Source organism: Mesorhizobium sp. M7A.F.Ca.CA.004.12.1.1, assembly GCF_003997835.1.
Taxonomy (GTDB): Bacteria; Pseudomonadota; Alphaproteobacteria; order Rhizobiales; family Rhizobiaceae; genus Mesorhizobium.
Genome location: NZ_RZRK01000210.1, coordinates 1 through 8,587 on the forward strand (window position 1 = coordinate 1; position 8,587 = coordinate 8,587).

Sequence of the window (8,587 nt, forward strand, 5' to 3'; positions counted from 1 at the left end):
GGGTTGCCCCACAGCGACCTCAACGCTGCGCGTCTACCAATTCCGCCACGACCGCACGTGGTAGAGCCGGAACCGACCGGCTCGCGGCGTGTAGCAAATCGTTTCCGGCGAAACAAGTGCACGGCAAGCAATAATGTCAGGCGATTGGCATAATGCTCCACAGGGTCCGAACGCAGCGCCGGAACTGGACGTTTGCGCCTGATATCGCCATATGGAAGGCAAGTTGATGTCACCCAAAGGTGCGAGGCGGTTTTGGGACGCGACATGCATAAGCGAAAAGACGATACGCCATGCCCGAACGCAGCCAGATCGCCACGTCGTTCCTGCCGCTCCCCGGTTCAGCACCGGTCGAATGGCTGATCGAGCCCGGCCTTACCGCCTATCGCGAAGCACTTGCCTTCATGGAGGCGCGCGCCGAGGCGATCCGCAGCGGCGCTGCCGGCGAAATGGTCTGGCTGGTCGAACACCCGCCGCTCTACACGGCCGGCACCAGCGCTCGCGGCGAGGATCTGATCGACGCCAGCCGCTTCCCGGTATTTGCGGCCGGCCGCGGCGGCGAATACACCTATCATGGGCCGGGCCAGCGGGTCGCCTATGTCATGCTTGATCTGAAGCGGCGGCGTGAGGACGTCCGCGCCTTCGTCGCGGCGCTCGAACAGTGGATCATCGGCACGCTCGCCGCCTTCAACGTGCAGGGCGAACGCCGCGAGGACCGGGTCGGCGTCTGGGTCGTGCGGCCGGATCGCCCTGCCCTGCCGGACGGCTCGCCGGCCGAGGACAAGATCGCGGCCATAGGCATCCGGCTGCGGCGCTGGGTGAGTTTTCATGGCATCGCCATCAATGTCGAGCCCGATCTCGACCATTTCAGCGGCATCGTGCCTTGCGGCGTGCAGGACCACGGCGTCACCAGCCTCGTCGATCTCGGCCTTCCCCTGGGAATGGCCGACCTTGATCTCGCGTTGAAATCCGCCTTCGAGGATGTGTTCGGTCCCGCCACGGTCTTGCCTGTCGAAGCCGAGCGCAAGGCGGGCTGATCCTTCCGGATCCGGTACGGCTCAAATCAGTTGGGCGGAGGCCCACAACACGCCATAGCCATGGATGGCGAACACCGCCAGCAACGCCGCGGCCATGGCGAGGCGGTCGATGGTGCGGATCGGCTTCAGCTCGTAACGCGGCTTGACCCCGCTGCTCATCGTCAGCAGGCTGAGGATCGAAAACACCGCTCCCGTCGCGAGCAGGAAATTGGAGGAAAAGCCGGCCTGCCAACCGACAGCCAGGAAAGCCGAGAGCAGGAAGAAGGAAGCCAGCGCCAGTGCGACCGGTCCCGGACAGATCTGGCGCAGCACCTGACCGCCGTCGAACTTCCACACCGGCACCAGATTGGCGATGTTGAACAGTGCGGCGAAGCCCGCCAGGGTCGCCAGCAGGGCCGCCGCCAGCCGGTGGCCTTCCGCGCCGGCAAAGGTGCTGGCAGCGATCACAACCGGCACCAGGAATGCGGAGAAGCCGGCGCCCATCAGCGCCACGAAAGCCACCTCGAAACGGCTGTCATAGGGCCGCCCGCCAATGGCGATGCCGCCGAGCAGCGGAATGAAGATCATCCGTGCCCGGTTGTGGCCCATAAGCCGGAACGCCGCCATATGGCCAAGCTCATGCAGGGCGACCACCGATGTGAGGATCGCGGCCAGTGCCAGGCCGCCGAAGTGAAGGCCGAAGAATGGCCACAGGATCAGCGCCGAAAGCCCGGCAAAGCCAACCTGGCTGAGCGGATGCTCGAACCAACCGCCCTTGCGATACTGCCCGGTCCGCGCCCAGCGCTGCAGCTTGGAGAGTTCGCGGCGCAGGGCGAAATAGCGGAACACCAGGAAGGCGACGCCGCGATAGCGATCCGTCTGGCTGAGCGTCACCCGCGTGCCGTTGCCCTCGGAAACGAGTTCGGCGGTTTCGGAAAAGTCCTTCCAGAACGAAGCATCGAGCGCGGTGTCCTCGATGACACGCATCGAGAAGCTGATACCTTCGACGACGTCTTCAAACCGCGACCTGCGTTCGATCGGCTTGCCGTCGCGACCTTCCCACGACAGCGTGATGCGGGCCACGCCCTCGCCGTCCGGCGCCTCGGCGGAAAGGATCTCACCGGACCAGCCGGCATCGCTGCCGAGCGGCCACAGCGCCTGCCAGAGGCGCTGGCGGTCCATCGCCACCAGACGGGTCAGCCGCACCGTGCGCAGACCAAGCGGCACGGTCATCAACAGAAAGATCAGCCCGAGATTGCTGGCCACCAGAATGGCCGTGACTATGGGCGACACCTGGACGTTGCTCCCTGTCTTGCCGGGGTACCCTAACGTTACGGCGGCAAGAAAAGCTTAACGGCGGAACGGCCTTCCACCGCGTAGGAACAGCGGCGGCGAACGCCGCCAAATCACATGGCTCCGATCCAGATCGCCATGGAAACAAGGAACGTGCTCATGCAAACCAGTGAGATGACATCCTGAACCAGATCGGTCATAACTCTCTCCTGTTGTTGATATGTTCGCATTTTGTTCTAATTTTGTTTCAAAGTCAACGGGCACGATGCGGCCGCCTCCGGAATTTTCGGGCGATCAAATCGGCAGGGTTAAGAAAGGGTTGAGGGGCGAGCGACGGTGCTACGTGGGCTGACCGAAGCCTTTGCGATTAGCCATCGCATCGTCCTCCTAGGGCGGAGCAAGGAGCGGAGCGACGCGCGCAGACCCTAGGATCCATGCCGTGACCAGGGGCGATGCTACGGTGCAGAATTATCGCCTCTGATAGAGGTCGCATATCCTCGACCCCTGCATTTGTCTCGAAAGTAACGGCATGGATCCTAGGGTCTACGCTCCGCTCCGCGGAGCTTCGCCCTAGGATGACGACATCAGAGACTAAAGCGGCACCACTTTGCCGTCGGCCAGGGTGACGCGCCGGTCCATGCGCGATGCCAATTCGTGATTGTGGGTGGCGATCAGCGCCGCGAGGCCCGATTGCTTGACCAGCGCCGCCAGCGCCTCGAACACATAAGACGCGGTGACCGGGTCGAGATTGCCGGTCGGCTCGTCGGCCAGCAGCACCAGCGGCGCATTGGCGACCGCACGCGCGATGGCGACGCGCTGCTGTTCGCCGCCGGAGAGTTCGGACGGCCGGTGCGACGCGCGCTTGCCGATCTGCATGTAATCGAGCAGCTGCGCCGCGCGCTCGGCCGCGTCCTTGCGGCTGAGCCCCTTGATGAGCTGCGGCATCATGATGTTTTCCAGCGCCGAGAATTCCGGCAGCAGATGATGGAACTGGTAGACGAAGCCGACATCGTTGCGGCGGATCGCCGTGCGCTCGTCATCGGAGAGCCGCCCGCAGGCACGGCCGGCCAGGATGACGTCGCCGGCGTCGGGACGCTCCAGCAAGCCGGCAGTGTGCAGCAGGGTCGACTTGCCGGTGCCCGACGGCGCCACCAGCGCCACCATCTCGCCGCGCTTCAGCGAGAAATCGGCACCGTTCAGGATGGTGAGCTTGCGCGGCCCCTGGACATAGTGCCGCTCGACGCTCTTCAGCTCGATAATGACCTCGGCCACTATTCGTACCTCAAGGCTTCGACCGGATCGAGGCGCGCGGCGCGCCATGCCGGAAACACGGTTGCCAGGAAGGACAGGCCGAGCGCCATCAGGACGACATAGGTCGTCTCGCGCGGATCCATCTTCGCCGGCAACTGGCTGAGGAAATAGAGCTCCGGATTGAACAGCACCTTGCCGGTCATCCATGAGAAGAACTGGCGGATGGACTCGATGTTGGTGCAGATCAGCACGCCGAGCAGCACACCGGCAAGCGTGCCGGTCACGCCGATCGCCGCACCCGTCATCAGGAAGATACGCAGGATGGCGCCGCGCGACGCCCCCATGGTGCGCAGGATGGCGATGTCGTGGCCCTTGTCCTTCACCAGCATGATCAGGCCGGAGATGATGTTCAGCGCCGCCACCAGCACGATCAGCGTCAGGATCATGAACATGACGTTGCGCTCGACCTGCAGGGCGGAGAAGAAGGTCTCGTTGCGCTGGCGCCAGTCGACCATGTCGATCGGCCGCTGCGCCGCCTCCTCCACCTTCGGTTTCAGCGCATCGACATCGTCTGGATTGTCGACATAGATCTCGATCGTCTGCGCCCGCCCGTCCATGTTGAAATAGAGCTGCGCTTCGGAAAACGGCATGTAGACGATGGAGGTGTCATATTCGGACATGCCGACTTCGAAGATCGCCGCGATCTTGTAACCCTTCATGCGCGGCGTGGTGCCGATCGGCGTCACGTCGCCGTCGGGCGAAATCAAGGTGATGGTATCGCCAAGCGTCAGGCCGAGATTCTCCGCCATGCGCTTGCCGATGGCAACGCCGTCGCCAGAGTCGAAATCGGCGATCGAGCCCTGCTTGATGTTGCTGGCAACGATGGCGATCTTGCTCAGATCCTCGCCGCGTATGCCGCGCACCAGCGCTCCGGTTCCGCCGCCGACATTGCCTTGCGCAAGCACCTGGCCATCAATCAGCGGGATGGCGTATTTGACGCCTGACACACCGTTGATGCGGCTGGCGACCTGCGCGTAGTCCTCCAGTGGCGAATCGAGCGGCTGCACGATCAGGTGGCCGTTGACGCCGAGGATGCGCGTCAAAAGCTCCGCCCTGAAACCGTTCATCACCGCCATGACCACGATCAGCGTGGCGACGCCCAGCATGATGCCGAGGAACGAGATCGAGGCGATCACCGAGATCACCGTCTCCTTGCGCCGCGAACGCAGATAGCGCCAGGCGACCATGCGCTCGAAGATGGAAAAGGGTCCGGCGCCGACCGGTCTTGCCGCCACCGCCTCGTTCATGCGGCGACACCGAAGCGCTTCTTCACGTCTGCGATCGGCAGCGTCTCGCGCTCGCCGGTCTTGCGATTTTTGATCTCGATCTCGCCGGCTGCGACACCACGCGGCCCGACGATCACTTGCCAGGGCAGGCCGATCAGGTCGGCGGTGGCGAACTTGCCGCCGGGCCTCTGGTCGGTGTCGTCGTAGAGCACGTCCTTGCCGGCGGCGACGAAAGCGGCATGCAGCTCGTCGCAGACGCGGTCGCACTCGGCGTCGCCCGCTTTCATGTTGATCAGCCCGATGTCGAACGGAGCCACCGCCTCCGGCCAGATGATGCCGTTGTCGTCATGGCTGGCTTCGATGATCGCCGCGACCAGCCGCGACGGACCGATGCCGTAGGAGCCGCCGGAGACGAAATGATCCTTGCCGTCGGGCCCGGTCACCTTGGCGCCCATCGGCTTGGAGTATTTGTCGCCGAAATGGAAGATGTGGCCGACCTCGATGCCGCGCGCCGAAACCTTGTCGCTCTCGCCGATCTTCTCCCACGCCGCCTCGTCGTGCATCTCGTCGGTGGCCGCGTAGGGTGTCGTCCAGGTCTTGACGATATCGCCGATCTCGGCGGCATTGGCGAAGTCGGTCTTCTCTCCGGGCACATCGAGCGAAAGATAGTCGCGGTGGCAATAGACCTGGCTCTCGCCGGTGTCGGCCAGGATGATGAATTCATGGCTGAGATCGCCGCCGATCGGCCCGGTGTCGGCCCGCATCGGTATCGCCTGCAGCCCCATGCGCGTAAAAGTCCGGAGATAGGACACGAACATCCTGTTGTAGGCCGCCCTGGCGCCCTCGAAGTCGAGGTCGAAGGAATAGGCGTCCTTCATCAGGAACTCGCGCGAACGCATGACGCCGAAGCGCGGCCGCACTTCGTCGCGGAACTTCCACTGGATGTGGTAGAGATTGAGCGGCAGGTCCTTGTAGGATTTCACATAGGCGCGGACGATCTCGGTGACCACTTCCTCATTGGTCGGGCCGTAGAGCATGTCGCGGTCCTGCCGGTCCTTGATGCGCAGCATCTCCTTGCCGTAGTCGTCATAGCGGCCGCTTTCGCGCCACAGATCGGCCGACTGGATGGTCGGCATCAGGATTTCCAGCGCCCCGGCGCGGTTCTGCTCCTCGCGAATGATGCGGCAGACCTTGTCCAGCACCCGCTTGCCGAGCGGCAGCCACGAGAAACTGCCCTGTCCCTGCTGGCGGATCATGCCGGCACGCAGCATCAGCCGGTGCGAGACGATCTCGGCCTCGCGCGGGTTTTCTTTGAGGATCGGCAGGAAATAGCGCGACAAACGCATGGACAGGTCCGTGAGTGAGGAGGGCCGCGCCAGAATCGGCGCGACTTTGGCTTGCTTGACCCGGCTTCATAGCCATTTCAAGGCGGAATGGGAACCCGGACGCTTCGGCCCGAAAAGCGGCAATCGATTTCAGAAAGCACGGGATAGCCGGGATCAGAAGCGTCGCACCGTCCTTCGCCCGCCCAGAAGACCCACGGCGCTGCAAGGCCTCCCGGTCACCGCGCGCGTCTTGATGATCGTTCGCCAAGCAACGCCTGCCACACTATTGTGCAGTGCAGCACGAGAATGCCCGTTTCAAGGCAAAATTCTTCGTGACATTTTCATTCGCCTTAGGCTAATGTACCTCGATAACCGAGAGGGTAGAAAAAAATCTGCTCTCCTACGCGGTCAAAGTCTTGGGAGGATGCGATCTAGGCGCGGTTACTCGCTGCCGCCGGAAACCGGAAACAGATCGGACGCGTTTAAATTGCAAGGCCTCGTGCCTTGCATTTTTTTTGTGCAATCATCTGCTTAGCGCAACGCGTTGCCAAACCACCTTACCCAGCGTCAGCGCTCGTCCGGCCGCAAAACGGCACGGCATCCCTGTCTGGAACCAAGCTGTTCCGAAGGATGAAAACGTCTTTGCCGGACAAATCTTCTTGGGCCGGGGCCGGCTATTTGGCTAAGGTTTGGCTGAATTCCGGCACGATGTGCGGGATGTCGTTGAGGCTGTATCCAAGCCCATGCGTCAGGCCATAGAAAATGCCCATCAGGATCGCGGTGGCGATGGTGGTGCGGATCACGGCGCGCAGCATGTGGGGACCGCGCGGCGCGCTCGGAACCGTGCCCAGCGTCACGTCACGATCATCGTCCTGCGTCCTCACGCTGAACGGCAGCACGGCGAACAGCACCACCCACCAGGTCGCGAAAAACAGGGCGGTGAACGAAACCCAGCTCATGATTGCTCCAGTTCGATCAGCGTTCCGAAGAAATCCTTCGGATGCAGGAACAGCACCGGCTTACCGTGCGCGCCGATCTTCGGATTGCCGTCGCCCAGCACGCGGGCGCCGGCGGCCTTGAGCCGATCGCGCGCGGCCAGTATGTCGTCGACCTCATAGCAAAGGTGGTGCATGCCGCCGGAAGGATTCTTCTCCAGGAAGGCGGCGATCGGCGATCCCTCGCCCAAAGGCTCCAGAAGTTCGACCTTGGTGTTGCCGACATTGACGAACACCACCGTCACCCCATGCTCCGGCAGCGCCTGCGGCGCCGTCACTTCCGCGCCCAGCGTGTTGCGATAGGCAGCGACGGCAGCCGTAAGGTCCGGCACGGCAAGCGCGACATGGTTCAGACGTCCGAGCATTGGCACTCCCAAGTAGGGGAGTAGGGGAAAAGACAGATATGTCAGCTGTTTGCTCTTCCTACTCCCCTACTCCCGTACTCCCCTACTCCCTTTCGTCATCTTGTGACGAATACAGTCACGAGCGGCTTCTTGCCCCAGGCTTCGTTGGCGGCGCCGCGCACGGCGCGCCGCACTGCTTCCTGAACCAGGTCGAGATCTTTTCGGCGCTGACGGGGGATGGAGTCCACCGCGCCGATTGCCGCATCGATCATCAGATCTTCCAGCGACTCGCCACGGCCATCGGCCTCGGCGACGCCGATGGCGACCAGGTCGGGGTCGCCGGCAAGCTCATATTTGTCGTCCAGGACGACATTGACCGCCACATGGCCGGCAAAGGACAGCTTGCGCCGGTCGCGGATGCCCATCGCCTGATCGGTGCCGATCAGTCTGCCATCCTTGTAGATACGGCCGAACGGCACCTGATCCATGATGGTGGCTGGGCCGGGAGCAAGCCTGAGCATGTCGCCGTCGCGCACCTGCGCCACCTGGCCGATGCCCGATGTCGACATCAGCGAGCCCTGCGCCACCAGATGTGCCGCCTCGCCATGCACGGGAACGCCGATCTGCGGGCGCACCCATTCATACATCTTGCGCAATTCGCTGCGCCGCGGATGGCCGGAGACATGCACCAGTGCATCGCCGTCCTCGATGATCTTGACGCCGAGGTCGATGAGGCGGTTCTTGATCTCGAGGATCGCCTTCTCGTTGCCGGGAATGGTACGCGAGGAAAACACCACCGTGTCGCCTGCCGTCAGTGACACCGACTTCATCTCTTCGCGCGACAGCTTGGCCAGTGCGGCCAGTGGCTCGCCCTGGCTGCCGGTGCAGATGATGACCAGGTTCTCGCGCGGGATGAAACCAAAATCCTCCTCGGCGATGAACTCCGGCAGACCGTCCATGTAGCCGAGTTCGCCGGCCACATCGATGACCCGCTTCAGCGAACGGCCAAGCACCAGGCACTGGCGTCCGGCATCGCGCGCCGCTTTGGCGATCGAGACGATGCGTCCGACATTGGAGGAG

General features: G+C 63.2%; 8 protein-coding genes. 1 reads left to right on the forward strand and 7 read right to left on the reverse strand.

What is annotated here, in order from left to right; genetic code table 11:
• The first annotated feature begins 290 nt into the window (after window positions 1–290).
• A complete protein-coding gene (gene lipB, locus EN984_RS13480) occupies window positions 291–1,034 on the forward strand; it encodes a lipoyl(octanoyl) transferase LipB (protein WP_127268001.1) in 744 nt (247 codons plus the stop codon).
• Window positions 1,035–1,055: 21 nt separating this feature from the next.
• On the opposite strand, the gene EN984_RS13485 is transcribed toward lipB, so the two are convergent.
• The 7 genes from EN984_RS13485 to EN984_RS13515 form a co-directional block, all read right to left on the reverse strand.
• A complete protein-coding gene (locus EN984_RS13485) occupies window positions 1,056–2,306 on the reverse strand; it encodes a site-2 protease family protein (RefSeq protein WP_127268002.1) in 1,251 nt (416 codons plus the stop codon).
• 591 nt (window positions 2,307–2,897) lie between these two features.
• The gene (locus EN984_RS13490) at window positions 2,898–3,581 is read right to left on the reverse strand and encodes an ABC transporter ATP-binding protein (RefSeq protein ID WP_174800360.1); all 684 of its coding nucleotides are present in this window, start codon (window positions 3,579–3,581) and stop codon (window positions 2,898–2,900) included.
• Window positions 3,578–4,864 (reverse strand): lipoprotein-releasing ABC transporter permease subunit, encoded by a 1,287-nt coding sequence (locus EN984_RS13495; protein ID WP_127272305.1) that lies wholly within the window; start codon window positions 4,862–4,864, stop codon window positions 3,578–3,580. The genes EN984_RS13490 and EN984_RS13495 overlap by 4 nt, the downstream gene beginning before the upstream one ends.
• Window positions 4,861–6,189: a proline--tRNA ligase gene (proS, locus tag EN984_RS13500; RefSeq protein WP_127272306.1), complete on the reverse strand. Its 1,329-nt coding sequence runs from the start codon at window positions 6,187–6,189 to the stop codon at window positions 4,861–4,863. The genes EN984_RS13495 and proS overlap by 4 nt, the downstream gene beginning before the upstream one ends.
• A 653-nt stretch (window positions 6,190–6,842) precedes the next feature.
• A complete protein-coding gene (locus EN984_RS13505) occupies window positions 6,843–7,127 on the reverse strand; it encodes a DUF1467 family protein (protein WP_127267197.1) in 285 nt (94 codons plus the stop codon).
• The gene (gene mce, locus EN984_RS13510) at window positions 7,124–7,528 is read right to left on the reverse strand and encodes a methylmalonyl-CoA epimerase (protein WP_127267198.1); all 405 of its coding nucleotides are present in this window, start codon (window positions 7,526–7,528) and stop codon (window positions 7,124–7,126) included. Before mce ends, EN984_RS13505 begins: the two co-directional genes overlap by 4 nt.
• A gap of 95 nt (window positions 7,529–7,623) precedes the next feature.
• A partial coding sequence (locus tag EN984_RS13515) for a ribonuclease J (protein WP_164765467.1) occupies window positions 7,624–8,587 on the reverse strand: 964 nt, incomplete at its 5' end.

Bases quoted from the DNA above. Each gene is read 5' to 3' on its own strand.
- lipB (WP_127268001.1), top strand. From the start codon at position 291: ATGCCCGAACGCAGCCAGATCGCCACGTCGTTCCTGCCGCTCCCCGGT.
- EN984_RS13495 (WP_127272305.1), bottom strand. From the start codon at position 4,864: ATGAACGAGGCGGTGGCGGCAAGACCGGTCGGCGCCGGACCCTTTTCC.
- proS (WP_127272306.1), bottom strand. From the start codon at position 6,189: ATGCGTTTGTCGCGCTATTTCCTGCCGATCCTCAAAGAAAACCCGCGC.
- EN984_RS13505 (WP_127267197.1), bottom strand. From the start codon at position 7,127: ATGAGCTGGGTTTCGTTCACCGCCCTGTTTTTCGCGACCTGGTGGGTG.
- mce (WP_127267198.1), bottom strand. From the start codon at position 7,528: ATGCTCGGACGTCTGAACCATGTCGCGCTTGCCGTGCCGGACCTTACG.